The sequence below is a fragment of the Nocardia yunnanensis genome (assembly GCF_003626895.1).
Lineage (GTDB): Bacteria > Actinomycetota > Actinomycetes > Mycobacteriales > Mycobacteriaceae > Nocardia > Nocardia yunnanensis.
Genome location: NZ_CP032568.1, coordinates 1,700,703 through 1,713,651, shown reverse-complemented (window position 1 = coordinate 1,713,651; position 12,949 = coordinate 1,700,703). Strand labels below are relative to the sequence as shown.

At 67.6% G+C, this 12,949-nt stretch carries 12 protein-coding genes and 1 riboswitch; of the genes, 4 read left to right on the top strand and 8 right to left on the bottom strand.

Annotated elements, in window-relative coordinates:
- Nucleotides 1-46: 46 nt before the first annotated feature.
- Nucleotides 47-313 (top strand): WhiB family transcriptional regulator, encoded by a 267-nt coding sequence (locus D7D52_RS07840; protein WP_120735713.1) that lies wholly within the window; start codon nt 47-49, stop codon nt 311-313.
- 96 nt (nt 314-409) lie between these two features.
- Complete coding sequence (locus D7D52_RS07835) at nt 410-2,083, top strand: substrate-binding domain-containing protein (RefSeq protein ID WP_187703125.1); 1,674 nt, start codon at nt 410-412, stop codon at nt 2,081-2,083.
- An 83-nt stretch (nt 2,084-2,166) separates the two neighbouring features.
- Here the strand turns inward: D7D52_RS07835 and gcvP are convergent, their stop codons facing one another.
- The 7 genes from gcvP to D7D52_RS07800 all read right to left on the bottom strand — a co-directional run bounded on the left by gcvP (nt 2,167) and on the right by D7D52_RS07800 (nt 9,379).
- On the bottom strand, nt 2,167-5,010 hold the full coding sequence (gene gcvP, locus D7D52_RS07830) for an aminomethyl-transferring glycine dehydrogenase (RefSeq protein WP_246023684.1): 2,844 nt from the start codon (nt 5,008-5,010) through the stop codon (nt 2,167-2,169).
- Nucleotides 5,011-5,169: 159 nt separating this feature from the next.
- Nucleotides 5,170-5,265: riboswitch (glycine riboswitch) on the bottom strand.
- 129 nt (nt 5,266-5,394) lie between these two features.
- Nucleotides 5,395-5,961, bottom strand: a complete 567-nt coding sequence (locus D7D52_RS07825) for a MerR family transcriptional regulator (RefSeq protein WP_120735711.1) — start codon at nt 5,959-5,961, stop codon at nt 5,395-5,397.
- 220 nt (nt 5,962-6,181) lie between these two features.
- Entirely contained in the window at nt 6,182-6,655 is a 474-nt protein-coding gene (locus D7D52_RS07820) for a bifunctional nuclease family protein (RefSeq protein ID WP_120735710.1), read from the bottom strand.
- A 148-nt stretch (nt 6,656-6,803) separates the two neighbouring features.
- On the bottom strand, nt 6,804-7,580 hold the full coding sequence (gene ftsR / locus D7D52_RS07815; protein ID WP_120735709.1) for a transcriptional regulator FtsR: 777 nt from the start codon (nt 7,578-7,580) through the stop codon (nt 6,804-6,806).
- A 44-nt stretch (nt 7,581-7,624) separates the two neighbouring features.
- Nucleotides 7,625-8,095, bottom strand: coding sequence for a glycogen accumulation regulator GarA (garA, locus tag D7D52_RS07810; RefSeq protein WP_120735708.1), 471 nt, complete (start codon nt 8,093-8,095; stop codon nt 7,625-7,627).
- Between the two features lie 184 nt (nt 8,096-8,279).
- Nucleotides 8,280-8,684, bottom strand: a complete 405-nt coding sequence (gene gcvH / locus D7D52_RS07805; protein WP_120735707.1) for a glycine cleavage system protein GcvH — start codon at nt 8,682-8,684, stop codon at nt 8,280-8,282.
- Between the two features lie 68 nt (nt 8,685-8,752).
- The gene (locus tag D7D52_RS07800) at nt 8,753-9,379 is read right to left on the bottom strand and encodes a CDP-alcohol phosphatidyltransferase family protein (protein ID WP_120735706.1); all 627 of its coding nucleotides are present in this window, start codon (nt 9,377-9,379) and stop codon (nt 8,753-8,755) included.
- 194 nt (nt 9,380-9,573) lie between these two features.
- Here D7D52_RS07800 and D7D52_RS07795 point away from each other — a divergent pair, with 194 nt between their 5' ends.
- A complete protein-coding gene (locus tag D7D52_RS07795) occupies nt 9,574-11,283 on the top strand; it encodes a GMC oxidoreductase (RefSeq protein WP_120735705.1) in 1,710 nt (569 codons plus the stop codon).
- Between the two features lie 112 nt (nt 11,284-11,395).
- The gene (locus tag D7D52_RS07790; RefSeq protein ID WP_120735704.1) at nt 11,396-12,286 is read left to right on the top strand and encodes a nuclease-related domain-containing protein; all 891 of its coding nucleotides are present in this window, start codon (nt 11,396-11,398) and stop codon (nt 12,284-12,286) included.
- Here the strand turns inward: D7D52_RS07790 and D7D52_RS07785 are convergent.
- A complete protein-coding gene (locus D7D52_RS07785; protein ID WP_162958207.1) occupies nt 12,258-12,929 on the bottom strand; it encodes a phosphatase PAP2 family protein in 672 nt (223 codons plus the stop codon). The genes D7D52_RS07790 and D7D52_RS07785 overlap by 29 nt on opposite strands.
- Between the last annotated feature and the right edge of the window lie 20 nt (nt 12,930-12,949).

The following is a 12,949-nucleotide window of genomic DNA, read 5'->3' as shown; positions in this document are numbered from 1 at the left end:
GGAAACACCCACACAGCGTGATCGGACAGGAAAGGAGCGAGATCCGATGACGAACACTGCACTTCGGGAGCCGACCCTGGCGGATCTGCTCCCCATCTCCGACTCGAAGGACTACTGGCAGCATGCTGCCTGCAAGGGCGACCCGAACCACGAGGCGTGGTTCCCGTACCCGTCGCAGGATTTCGATTACGCGCGTGCGATCTGCGAGTCCTGCCCGATCCGCCGCGAATGCGGTGAGTTCGCCGGCCGCACCGGCCAGTCCGGCGTGTGGGGCGGGCACGAGTACGACCGCGGCAAGCTGATTCGCGACTGAGCCGGCGTGACGGCGGCCACCCTGCGGGGTGGCCGCCGCTTCGCGTAACCGCCTGATACAGGTGGGTACCGGCCGGTCAACATAAACTGATCGATCGTGGGAACTCATCGCGCCGCAGGCGGGTCACGGGGTATCAGCAAGGGACCGGTTATCGCCATCGCCGCGGTGATCGTCTTAGCGCTGGCCGTGGTCGGCTGGGCGTGGCTGTCGGATCGGTCGAAGGAACGCGACAGTCAGGCCGCGGCCTCGTGCGTCGAGGGCACCGCCACCCTGAACGTCACCGTCGACCCCGACATTCTCACTCCCGTCAAAGCGGCCGCCGACCGGTTCGACGCGACCAAGCCGCACGTCCGCGACCATTGCGCGCAGGTCGCGGTCACCGCGCAGCCCTCGGCCGCGATCGTCGCGGCCTTCACCTCGAACAAGCCGTGGGATGCCGGGCTGGGTCCGCAGCCCGCGCTCTGGATCCCGGAATCGTCCCGGTCGGTCGAGCAGATGCGGGTGCCCGGCCTGATCGCGGGCACCCCCGCGCCCATCGCGGTCAGTCCCATCTCGCTGGCCGTGCCCGATCCGCTGCGCGCTGCCCTCGAGACCGCCAAGACGCACTGGTCGGATCTGCCGAAGCTGCAGCAGGGTTCGCTCGGCGACATCGGGCTCGCGCCGTGGGGCACACTGCGACTGGCCATGCCCGCCGGGGACGCCGCCCTCGCTGTCGCCACCGCCGTCGGATCGGGCGTCTCGGGCACCGACCCGCTCGACGACAAGGCGGTCGCCACCGGTCAGGTCATCTCCGCCATCTCCCTGCTGGCCGCGGACGCACCCGCCGCCAAGGACGTGACCGGGGCGCTCGACGCCCTCGCCGCCGCCACCGACCCCAACGCGCCTGTGCACGCGGTCGCCGCCACCGAGCAGCAGATCCGGGCGCGCAACGGGCTGACCGCCTTCCGGCCCGACGGGGCGGGACCGGTCGCGGACTATCCGGCCGCCCAGCTCACCGGGGCCTGGGTGGATCAAACCCAGAATCTGATCGCCGGACTGTTCGCCGACTTCCTGCGTGCGCCCGAACAGTCGAAACTGTTCACCGACAACGGTTTCGGGGCCGCTCCCCCGGCCACCAGTGCGGTCCCCGCGAAGACCGTGCTGGACAAGGTGAATCAGATCGTGGCGCATCCGGTGCTCGGCGTGCAGGCCACCGTCCTGCTGGACGTGTCGTCCTCGATGTCGGCCGCCGAGGGGTACGGGACCCGGCTCGCGAATGCCGTTGCGGCACTGCAGTCCACGATGGGCGTCATGCCGCCCGACTTCGGCCTGGGCGTCTGGGAGTACGCCAAGAACCTCGACGGCAACAATCCCTACAAGGTGGTCACGCCGGCCGCGCCGCTGTCGGACGCGCAGCGCAATGCCGTCGCCCAGGGCTTGACCACGGTCACGGTGAGCCCGTCCAAACCCGACCGCACCTACCCCACGCTGGAAGCCGCCTACAAGAACGTGCTCGCCAATTACGCGGCGGCCCGGACCAATTCGATTCTGCTCATCACCGACGGCCCCGAGGACGATTCCACCGTCACCGGCGACCAGCTCCTCGCCGACATCGCCGCCGTCACCGATCCGGCCCACCCCGTCCGCGTCGACATCATCGTGGTCAACGGTCCCGGCACCCAAACTCTGCAAACCCTCAGCCAACGTACCGGCGGCACCTACACCAAGGTCAACACCACCGCCGATCTCCCCTTCGGCACCGCCGTCTCCCAAGCGCTCACCACCCCCTGAGTCGCTGACGCCGCTCAGACGAAAGCGCTCCACCGGTCCGAGAACCGGTGGAGCGCTTCGTTATTCAGCCGATCGAAGGCGGGTCACTCCGCGTACGCCTCCAGCGGCGGGCAGGAGCAGACGAGGTTGCGGTCGCCGTAGGCGCCGTCGATGCGGCGGACCGAGGGCCAGACCTTCGGGCGGGTGTGCTTGACGCCCATGGGGTAAACGGCTTTTTCGCGGGTGTAGGGGTGGTCCCAGTCGCCGACCAGGCACTCGGCGGTGTGGGGGGCGCCGCGCAGCGGGTTGTCGTCGACGGGCCACACGCCGGCGGCCACCTGGTCGATCTCGGCCTTGATGGCGATCATGGCATCGATGAAAGCGTCGATTTCCTCGAGGTTCTCGCTTTCGGTGGGCTCCACCATGAGGGTGCCCGCGACGGGGAAGCTCATCGTGGGGGCGTGGAAGCCGTAGTCGGCCAGGCGCTTCGCGACGTCGTCGACGGTGACGCCGGTCTGCTTGGTGATCTCGCGCAGGTCGAGGATGCACTCGTGGGCGACCATGCCGTTGTCGCCGGTGTAGAGGACCGGGAAGTGCGGATCGAGTTTGCGGGCAATGTAATTGGCCGAGGCGATGGCCGTCAGGGTGGCACGACGCAGGCCGTCGGCGCCCATCATCCGGATGTAGGCCCAGGTGATGGGGAGGATCGACGCCGAGCCGTACTTGGCCGCCGACACCGCGTGCGAACCCTTGTCGAGCGGATCGCCGGGCAGGTACCGGGCCAGGTGCTCGCGCACCGCGACCGGGCCGACGCCGGGGCCACCGCCACCGTGCGGGATGCAGAAGGTCTTGTGCAGGTTCAGGTGGCTGACGTCGCCGCCGAACTTGCCCGGACGAGCCAGGCCCACCAGGGCATTGAGGTTCGCGCCGTCGACGTAGACCTGGCCGCCGGCCTCGTGCACCAGACCGCACAGCTCGGCGACCTCGTGCTCGTAGACGCCGTGCGTGGACGGGTAGGTGATCATGATGCAGGCCAGCCGCTCGGCATGGTCGGCGATCTTGGCCCGCAGGTCGTCGAGATCGATATCGCCGTTGGGACGGGTCTTGACGACCTCCACCCGCATGCCGACCATGGCCGCGGAGGCGGCGTTGGTGCCGTGCGCACTCGACGGGATCAGGCAGGTATCGCGGTGCGCGTCACCGCGATCCAGATGGTAGCGGCGGATCGCCAGCAGGCCCGCGTATTCGCCCTGGCTACCGGCATTGGGCTGCAAGGAAACTCGATCGTAGCCGGTGACCGCGCACAGCCAGGCCTCGAGATCCTCGATGAGCTTCAGCAGACCGGGAGCGTCCTCGACCGGCGCGTACGGGTGCACCCGGTTGAAGCCGGGCCAGGTGATGGACTCCATCTCCGCGGCCGCGTTCAGCTTCATGGTGCACGAGCCCAGCGGAATCATGCTGCGATCCAGCGCGATGTCCTTGTCCGACAGCGAGCGCAGGTAGCGCAGCATGGCGGTCTCGGTGCGGTACCTGGTGAACGCGGGCGCGGTCAGATACTCCGAGGTGCGGACCTCGATGTGCGGGCGCTGCTTGCCGTGGAACAGCGCGCCCTCGGGGCCGACCGGGATCTCCGCGCCGAAGCAGTCCAGCACGGCTACCACGTGGGCATCGGTGGTCACCTCGTCGCAGGCGATGGCGACATGGTCGGCGTCGACGAGCCGCAGGTTGATCCCGTGCCCCTTGGCCTTGGCCACAATGCCTTCCGCGCCACCGGGGACGTTCACCAGCACGGTGTCGAAGAAGCTCTGATGCACCACCGCGTCGCCGAGCCCCGCCGCCAGCCACTGCGCGTGCCCGTGCACCCGCCGCGCCAGCGACCGCAGCCCGTCCGCGCCGTGATACGAGGCGTACATGGCGGCCAGGATGGCCAGCAGCACCTGCGCGGTGCAGATGTTCGAGGTCGCCTTCTCACGGCGAATGTGCTGTTCACGGGTCTGCAGCGCGAGCCGGTAGGCCAGGTTCCCGTCCGCGTCCACGGACACGCCGACCAGTCGGCCCGGCAGCTGCCGCGCGTGCGCGGAATGCACGGCGAGGTATCCGGCGTGCGGGCCACCGAAGCCCAGCGGCACTCCGAAACGCTGCGTGGTGCCGAAACACACGTCCGCGCCCTGCTCACCGGGCGGCGTAATCAGCGTCAGCGCAAGCAGATCCGCGCCGACGGCCACCAGCGCGCCACGCGCGTGCGCGGCCTCGATGACCGGCGCCCAGTCCACGATCCGCCCCGACGCCCCCGGCTGCTGCACGATCACGCCGAAGAAGTCGCCCTCGGGCAGTGCGGAATCGGCGAGATCGGCCTCGACGATCTCGATGCCCAGCGGTTCGGCGCGCGTGTACAGCAGCGTCCGGGTCTGCGGGAACAGATCGGTGTCGATGAGCAGCCGCGGCGACTTGCTCTTGCGATTGGCCCGCTGCAGCAAGGTCATCGCCTCGGCCGCCGCGGTCGCCTCGTCGAGCATGGACGCGTTGGCGACCTCCATCGCGGTCAGGTCCGCGACCATGGTCTGGAAGTTCAGCAGCGCTTCCAGCCGCCCCTGGCTGATCTCGGGCTGATACGGCGTGTAGGCGGTGTACCAGGCCGGGTTCTCGACGAGGTTGCGCAGCAGCACCGGCGGGGTCAGCGTGTCGTAGTAGCCGAGCCCGATCATGGAGGTGGCCACGGTGTTCGATCCGGCCAGCGCGGCCAGTTCGGCCAGCGCCTCGTGCTCCGAGAGCGCGGGCGGCAGCGCGTCCAGGCCGTTGCCGGCCGCCGCGTCCAGAATGCTGGCCGGTACGGCCTTGGCGGCGAGTTCGTCCAGCGACTCGACGCCCACGGTCTCGAGGAGGCGCGACGTCTCGGCACCGCTGTCGGGGCCGATATGGCGGTCGGCGAAGGATCGAGTCCAGATCACGGCTGCTCCAGGGGGTGGGCGGGGTCGGCCTCGACGGCCGATCGTCGTCTGCCCTCCCCCTCTGTCCTCGATGCCTGAGAGATTCGGGCCACGACCTTGCGGCCGTTGCCCTTTCACCATGGGCGGATGACGCGAAGCCACCACTTTCCAGAGGCGCCGAAACTCCGCACGGTCCCTTGTGCCTGAGAGATTGACGGGGAGGTGCTGCTCCTTCGGCGTCCGAGGCTACCCCCGGAACTCTCCCGCACGGCTGCGACGCACCCGCCAGTCTAAGGGGACACAGGTTACGACGATGTTGCCTGGGCTCCGTTTCACACCGAACCGGGTCGCGACAACGAAAATGCGCATCGCCCAACGGGCGACGCGCATCGGTACATCAGGCGACTAACCGGTCTTGCTCATGCGGGCCTTGCGGCGGAAGGACAGTTCGTCCTCGGGACGCTCGGAGGTGCTGCCCTCCTCGGCGCGCTCGGCCGGGAAATTGGCTATCGCACCGGTCAATTCGCGCATCGCGCCGCTGACGGCGATGCCGAACACCCCCTGGCCGCCCTGCAGTAAATCGACCACTTCCTCGGCGGAACTGCATTCGTAGACGGTGGTGCCGTCGGAGAAGAGGGTGATGCCGGCGAGGTCCTCGACGCCGCGGCTGCGCAGGTGATCCACGGCGATGCGGATGTTCTGCAGCGAGATGCCGGCGTCGAGCAGGCGCTTGACGATCTTGAGGACCAGGATGTCCTTGAACGAGTAGAGACGCTGGCTGCCGGACCCGGTGGCACTGCGGATGGACGGAACGACCAAGCCGGTCCGTGCCCAGTAATCGAGCTGACGGTACGTGATGCCGGCCACCTGGCAAGCGCTGGGCACCCGATAGCCGACCAGTTCGTCGGGCACGGTGTCATCGGGGAACAGCCCTGGCTGCACCACATCCTGAGGTTGCGGATGATCTCCCACTGACTACTCCCTTACTGCTTGCCTATCAGGGCTGGGCTCGTGTCTCGAGGACGTCTGGAGCGTTGGCCTATCAATCGAGGCTACTCTCCTGATTGTTGCGGGAGAATCGGGTCCGTCCAAGCATGAACGGCCGCGTGTTTTTAACCCTAAACCTGAGGTAGAGACACGGATTTGTCTCGTTCGGAACTCAGGTGAAGATCATCGCCAGGTCAGGAGTTGGTCAGCTGTCCGTGGCCTTGAAGTCATCCGGAGATACCGATTCGAGAAACTCCTTGAACTTCTCCACCTCGTCCTCGCGCTCGTCCGGCATGACCAGCCCGGCCTCCTCGAGCACCGGCTCCTCGGCATAGATCGGGCAGCCCACCCGCAGCGCGATGGCCACCGAATCCGAGGGCCGCGCCGAGATCCGCAGATCGTTCTCGAAGACCAGGTCGGCGTAGAAGGTGCCCTCCTGCAGATCCACGATCCGCACTTCCTTGAGGGTGTGACCGAGCTCCTTGATCAGGATCTTGACCAGGTCGTGGGTCAGCGGGCGGATCGGCGTCACGCCCTCCTGCTCCAGCACGATCGCGGTGGCCTCGGCCTGACCGATCCAAATGGGTAGGTACCGATCACCGGAGACCTCGCGGAGCAACAGCACGGGCTGATTCTGTGGCTGTTCGACACGGATGCCGATCACACGCATTTCGCTCATGACCGTGCCTCGCTAGCGCTCACCACGGCCATGCGCGAAGGCGCGCTGTGCTTACTGATTCGCTCGCTTCGCTCCCTCATGGCACTGCCTCCCAAAATCCACACCGGCCGCCAGCCCCCGGCTGTAATACCGAGTCTAGGCGAAGATTTCAGCCCCCGAGGGAAGCGCGCACAGAGGTCTTCACCAGGCAGGTGTGCAGGGTCAGCGACAACGCCGCCAACTCCCGGACCGTCTCCTCGGCCCGCGCGCGGGCATCCGCGTCACGGCTCTTGGCGATCGGCGCCGCGATCTGCGCGACCATGGCGGCCTCGCGATCGGCGGCCAGCTTGAAGGCGCGCAGATGCCTTGCCTCCAAACCGAATTCGCTCAACGCCTGGGCGGTGCGGGCCAGCGTGACGGCGTCGCCGTCGAAATAGCCTGCCGCGCCGGGCGTAATGAGGCCGGCGCGAATCAACTCGGTCAGGAACTTCTCGTCGATGCCCGCTTGCTCGAGCAGATCCGCCCGGGTGATCCGGATCTCGTGATCGAACCGGAGCTCCTCGGGCGACACCTCACCGGGCACGACGTTCAGCCGCCGCAGGCGACCGCCCCCGTTCGAGGCCACGGGGTCCGTTGTCTCCGGCACCGGCGGCCTCGCTCCCCCCACGGCGTTCGCCCGGGCCCGGGCCTCCCGGACCCCGAGCGTCGCCGCACCACTGTCGATCGCTTCGAGCTGTTCCTTGATCACCTTCAACGGCAGGTACTGATCCCGCTGCGCGGTCAGCACGAAGCGCAGGCGCTCGACGTCGGCCACATGGAAGCGGCGGTACCCCGAGGGCGTGCGCTCCGGGCTGATCAGGCCCTCCGACTCCAGGAATCGGATCTTGGAGATGGTGATGTCCGGAAAATCCGGACGCAGCAGATCCAGCACGGAGCCGATCGACATGCCTCCACGCGTCCACTGCGCTGCGCCAGTCATTCCGCTCGGTCCTAGAGTGCCGACGAATCGCTTACCGAGGAACGGGGACCGGTCAGGAACACCAGCCGGAACTTGCCGATCTGGACCTCGTCACCGTTCTGCAGCTCCGAGGAATCCACCGGTTCCCGGTTGACATAGGTGCCGTTGAGGCTGCCCACATCGACGACCTGGAAGGTGTCGTCGTCCATGCGGAACTCCGCGTGGCGACGGCTGACGGTGACATCGTCCAGGAAGATGTCGCTGTCGGGATGGCGTCCCGCCGAGGTGGTCGCCTGGTCGAGCAGGAAACGCGAACCGGCGTTGGGGCCACGCTTGACCACCAGCAGGGCCGCGCCCGCCGGCAGACCCTCCACTCCCTGCACCGGCTGCTCGCCGGTCTGCTCGGTGCGCGACGTGTCGACCTCGTTCAGGAAGTCGGCACGGAACACCGAAGTGGTCTCTGCTGCCGTTTCCTGGTAACCCGGGTCCTTGTTCTCGCTCACCCTTGCTCTCCTCCTCGAACCGAATAATCCATGCAAGCAATTGGTGCCCTCAGCGATGCGGCACTTCGCCGCTCCCTGCTTCGGGTAGGTCCGGAAGATCCGGGCACCGGCTGCGCGCACTTCTGTTGGCATTGACCGTACCCTGCCAGGGCGTACCCGTGCAGGTAGAACTGTGAAGGCTCCTTCAGCCCTCGATAACTCCTTGATAACCTGCGGCATCCAGGAGCTTCCCGAGCGCGGCGGTGAGCGCTTCGGCGGAGTCGACCTCGAGTTCGAACAGCCACCCGTCGCCGTAGGCATCGGAGTTGACGGTCTCGGGCTCGGCGTCCAGAACCTCGTTCACCGCAACGACTTTCCCGGCGAGCGGAGCGTAGATGTCGGACACGCTCTTGGTGGATTCGATCTCGGCGATGCTCTCCTCGTTCGCCACCACCTGGTCCACCGCGGGCAACTGCACGAACACGACGTCACCCAGCTGCGACTGCGCGTAATCGGTGATGCCCACCCGCACCCGGGTCGGACCCACGGTGCTCACCCACTCGTGCTCCTCGGTGTAGCGCAACTCCTCGGGTACTGCGGTCACAGGCAGTGTCCTTTCAACAGGCGTTCCTCATGGGATCGTCGTCGATCCGTCCGCGCACACCCTATCGGGAGTGATCATGGTGTGGCGCGGGCGGTATCGCTCGGGCGGGCGGGCGGTATCGCTCGGGCCACGGCGACGGCCTTGCCGAGGTAGAGGATTCCGGTCCAGACGTAGACCGCCGTGCCCCAGATCAAGAATGCCCCACCGAACGCCCGGCCGAAACCCGCGGCGGCCCAGTCCATCTGACCGGCCAGCAGCCACGGCAGCGCCGACATGAGCGCGAAGGTGGCGGCCTTGCCGAGGTAGATGACCTCCGGCGGGGGTAGGTCGCGGCGTTTGTAGATGCCCAGGGTGAGCGTGAGGATCGCGTCGCGGCCGACCAGGATCACCACCACCCACCAGGGCAGGATGCCGCGAATCAGGAAGCCGCCCAGGGTCGCCAGCAGATAGAGGCGATCGACCAGCGGGTCGAGCAGGGCGCCCAGCTTCGAGGACTGGTCCAGCAGACGCGCCAGTTTGCCGTCGGCCCAGTCGGTGATGCCGCTGGCGACCAGCAACGCGAAGGCCCAGCCGTCGGCCTTCTCGGCCAGCAGCAGCCACAGGAAGACCGGGACGCCGATCAGCCTCAGCACGCTGAGGATGTTGGGGACCGTGAATATCCGGTCGCTGTAGACCGGTTCGGCGTTCCGCTCGGTAGTCACAAACCGGTCTTACCGCAATCACCCCGGCATCTCCATCCGGGCACGCCGCCGCGCCGCGGGTGCACGAACCGATATGGGCGCTCAACGACCGAGATGGCCGAGTGGGGACGGAAAGGATATGGTCTGCGCCATACACGAGATGAGAGAATCGGATGCGATCCTTCTCATTCAGGGGTTCAGCGAGAGGAAAGACCATGCCCGACTTCGACTACGACGTCGTCGTGATCGGTTCAGGGTTCGGGGGAAGCGTGAGTGCGCTGCGCCTGACCGAGAAGGGCTATCGGGTGGCCGTGCTCGAATCCGGTCGCCGCTGGAACGCCGAGGACATCCCCAGCACCAACTGGAATGTGCGCAAGGCGATCTGGGCGCCGCGGCTGGGCCTGACCGGCACCCAGCGGATCAGCGTGCTGGGCAAGTGCGCGGTGTTCTCCGCCGCGGGTGTGGGCGGCGGATCGTTGATCTACGGCAACACCCTCTACGAGCCGCTGCCGGCGTTCTACACCGACCCCCAGTGGGCGCACATCACCGACTGGCGCGCCGAACTGGCCCCCTACTACGACCAGGCGCAGCGCATGCTGGGTGTCGCGCCGAACCCGCGCATGACGCCCGCCGACGACGTGATCCGTTCCGTTGCAGCGGATCTGGGCGTCTCCGACACCTTCCACGCCACCAATGTGGGCGTGTTCTTCAACGAGGACGCGCCGGGCGAGGAGGTCGACGATCCGTACTTCGGCGGGGCCGGACCCAAGCGCAACGGCTGCGTCCATTGCGCCCGCTGCTTCACCGGCTGCCCGCACAATGCCAAGAACACCACGCCCAAGAACTACCTGTACCTGGCCGAACAGGCGGGCGCGCACGTCTTCGAGCTCACCACCGCCACCAAGGTGCGGCCCATGACCGGCGGCGGCTACGCCATCGAGACGCAGCGCTCGGATCGCTGGATTCGCAAGGGGCGCAAGGTGTTCACCGCCGAGCAGGTGGTGTTCGCGGCGGCCGCGCTGGGCACCCAGAAGCTGCTGCACAAGATGCGCGACGAGCAGGTGCTGCCGCAGCTGTCGCCGCGGCTGGGCGAGCTGACCCGGTCCAATTCCGAGGCCATCCTCAATGTGGTGAGCCGTTCGCGCGACGATTTCGCCGAGGGCATCGCCATCACCTCCTCGATCCATCCCGAACCCGACACCCATATCGAGGTCTGCCACTACGGCAAGGGCCAGAACGGCCTGTTCCCGCTGTCGGTGCCGCTGGTCGACGGCGGCGCGTTCCGGTTCCTGCGGTTCCTGCTGGCGATGCTGCTGCATCCGGTGGTGTTCGCACGCAGCCTCAATGCGCGCCGGGCCTCGGAGAAGTCGGTGATCCTGCTGGTCATGCAGTCACTGGACAACTCGCTGACCTCGTTCCGGCGCTGGGGTCAGCTCAAGACGAAACAGGGCACGGGCACGCCCAATCCGACCTGGATCCCGCTGGCCCACGACGTCGGCCGCCGCTTCGGGGCGAAGGTCGACGGCGATGTGCAGATGCTGGCCATGGACGTGTTCAACATTCCGGCCACCGCGCACTACATCGGCGGCTGCGTGATCGGCGAGGGACCGGAAAGCGGTGTGGTGGACCCGTATCAGCGCGTGTTCGGCCATCCGGGCCTGCACGTCGCCGACGGTTCGGCGGTGACCGCGAACCTGGGCGTGAACCCGTCGCTGACCATCACCGCACAGGCCGAACGCGCAATGGCGTTCTGGCCCAACCGAAACGAGCCCGATCCGCGTCCGGCGCTGGGCGCGCCCTACCGTCGCATCAGCCCGGTGGCGCCCAAGCACGCGACGGTGCCGGATTTCGCGCCGGGCGCGTTGCGGCTGCCCATCTTCCCCACCGACCAGCCGACCGATCCGGCGCTGCCCGCGCAGCGTTAGAGCGGCAGCAGCCCAATCGATCCCGACCCGCCGCGTGATCGCACGCGGCGGTAGTTTGGGCCTTGTGCCCGTACCATTCCCGGTATCGATTCGACGAGGAAGGTGAGAGCCGATGCTCGTCCGAGTGCAGAACGCCGCCGGCACGCATGCCGAGAAGGTGCTCATCGATTGGCTGCGCACCTGGAAGGGCGCCACCGACCCCAAGGGTGTGGCGACCGTGAATTGCAGTCTGTTCCACGGCGATAAGCTGCATCCGTTCGACGCGGTGGTGTGGACGCCGACCAGCTGCGTGGTGATCGAGGCCGAGGCGCTGTCGGAGAAGTTCGACGGGGAGCTCGAGATCCCCATGAACGGCCCCTGGCGGGTCGGGGACCGAATCATCACCTTCGACGGCGGCGACAAACGCAATCCGCTCGACAAGTCCCGTGATCACACCTTCGCGCTGCAGAACTGGCTGGCCGAACGCGGGCTGGGGCAGCGGGTGATTCACGGCATCGTGCTGGTGGTGCCGCCGCCGGGCGCGAATCTGCGGGTCAAGCAGCTGTGGAACGATCCCAGCTTCCAGGTGCTGCTGGGCGACGAGCGCGGGCTGCGTGACCATTTCACCAGCCTGCTGTCGCGGGGGCGGCCGCAATGGTCGGCCAACGACGTGGCGTGGGCCTTCCGCGGGCTGGGCATCCTGCCGTATCTGCCGGGCCCGCAGGATCTCATCAACGAGGGCTTCCTGGGCCCGGTGGACGTGACGCTGTGGCACGGCGGTCCGCAGCAGGCGCAGGCCGAAGCCTATGCCGAGGAGCAGGCGCGGCTCGAGCGCGAGCACGCCTCGGCCGGGCGCGGGCTGGCGATTCCGGAGCCGTGGTTCAGTCCCCGCAAGCTGTATCCGCGCCGCAGCGACCGCATCGAGGTGGGTCGCGGGTTCATGCGCATCATGCTGACCATGGGGTTCATCGTGGCACTGCTGTGGGGCGTGTGGTTCATCCTCGCGGCGATGCTGTCGTACTGACGGGCGCGTCGGCGCCGCTAGCGGTGAAATAGCGGAACGGCAGATACAGGGCGCAGACGAGGGCCAGGGCGGCGGCCGTACCGCCCAGCACATCGGTCGGATGGTGGTATCCGAACCCGACCATGCCGATCATGACCGCGGGCAGGACGACGATCATGACGACGGTGGTCACCGTGCGCACCCGGGTCGATTCGCTGACCAAGGCGAAGGCGGCCATGACGGCCACCAGCTGCACGGTGTGGCCGCTCGGGTAGGCCAGGTAGTGGTCGAGCTTGCGGTCCCAGAACGGTTTGAGCGCATAGGTGTTCACCGCGACCACCACTTCCGGGGCGATCAGCAGGAACCCGGCCCGCCACCACAGTCGCCGGTAGGCGAACCAGGCGGCGAAGGCGAGCAGCAGCGGCAGCACGACGTAGCTGTTGCTGGGGAACACCAGCACGCTGTACGCCCAGCGGTGGGCGTCCAGGGCCGCGTGAATGTGGTGTTCCAGTGTCGAATCCACGCGGGTGGATCCGCCGCCGGAGGGAAACGACAGGGGCACAACCAGAGTGACGATCACCCCCGCGACGATCATTGCGGGCAGGGCGGCACGCCGCGGCCAGGAATCCGCGGGCGTGGCGGCGAGGGTGGTGGATCGGCTCACGCCTGCACGATAGCGGCCGG

What these genes read in the sequence shown, in the direction of transcription:
- D7D52_RS07840 (WP_120735713.1), top strand. Translation starts at nt 47, where the DNA reads ATGACGAACACTGCACTTCGGGAGCCGACCCTGGCGGATCTGCTCCCC.
- D7D52_RS07820 (WP_120735710.1), bottom strand. Translation starts at nt 6,655, where the DNA reads ATGAGCGAAATGCGTGTGATCGGCATCCGTGTCGAACAGCCACAGAAT.
- ftsR (WP_120735709.1), bottom strand. Translation starts at nt 7,580, where the DNA reads ATGTCGATCGGCTCCGTGCTGGATCTGCTGCGTCCGGATTTTCCGGAC.
- D7D52_RS07795 (WP_120735705.1), top strand. Translation starts at nt 9,574, where the DNA reads ATGCCCGACTTCGACTACGACGTCGTCGTGATCGGTTCAGGGTTCGGG.
- D7D52_RS07790 (WP_120735704.1), top strand. Translation starts at nt 11,396, where the DNA reads ATGCTCGTCCGAGTGCAGAACGCCGCCGGCACGCATGCCGAGAAGGTG.